We start from the raw sequence: 869 nt of genomic DNA, 5'->3' as shown, positions 1-869 counted from the left end.
CGCGTGAGATCGCCCGCCGCCACCGCGTTGGCCACCGCCACGGCCTCCTTGATCGGCTCGGTCACCGAACGGGTGATGCGCCACGACAGCACCGCCGTGACGGCGAGGGCGGCCACGAACAGGACGGCCAGCCACAGGTACAGCGAACGGAACTCGGCCTGCACGCGCGCCTGCAGTTCATTCATCGCGGCGAGCTGTCCATCGACCAGCGCCTGCGTCACTTCCACGTAGCGGTTGGTCACCGGCACGAATTTGCTGGCCACCAGTTCGCGGGCCCGCGCGTCGTCGCCGGAGGCCTTGACCGCGTTGATTTCGTCCCGCGCCGCCAGCCATTCCTTGCGGACATCACCCACCAGCGTGGCGCGCTTCATCGCCTCGGGGTTGTTGGCGGCGATCTCCAGAAACGTTTTCTGGGTTTCGCTGGTGCCGCGCGAAGTCGCTGCCATCGCGTCCTTGAAAAAGTTGAGCATGTCGCTGCCGGGCGACATGGCCACCGCGAGCGAGCGGGCCGAGTTCTGGCGCACGTCGGCCAGCCACTTGTCGGCGAGTTCAAGCTTGCGGGCTTCCAGGGTGGTCTGGGCCGAGAGGTCCTGCACCGCCTCGACCTTCCACACGGTGATGGCCAGCACACCGGTGAAGATCAGCAGGACGGCGGCAAAAGCCGCGGTGAGGCGGCGGCCCAGGGTGGCGAGCAGGCCGCGGGGAGCGGGGGAATGGGGCGCGGACATGAGAGAACTCCGGTTTTTCTTGTGGGGTGCTGTGATGTGGCGAGGGGTGCCGGGTCGGAAGGGGGAGGGCTCAGAAGCTTTCCCAGTCGCCCTCGTCGGAGCCGGAGGCGGCACGGGCGGGGGCCGGGGAGGCGGCGGGGG

The 869-nt window shown here is 68.8% G+C and carries 1 protein-coding gene; it reads right to left on the bottom strand.

The window, feature by feature from the left end:
* A partial coding sequence (locus AC2D80_RS15395; protein ID WP_484633922.1) for an MCP four helix bundle domain-containing protein occupies positions 1-728 on the bottom strand: 728 nt, incomplete at its 3' end.
* Between the last annotated feature and the right edge of the window lie 141 nt (positions 729-869).

The sequence above is a fragment of the Hydrogenophaga sp. T66 genome, assembly GCF_057219855.1.
This window is presented reverse-complemented; position numbering and strand designations above follow the sequence as displayed.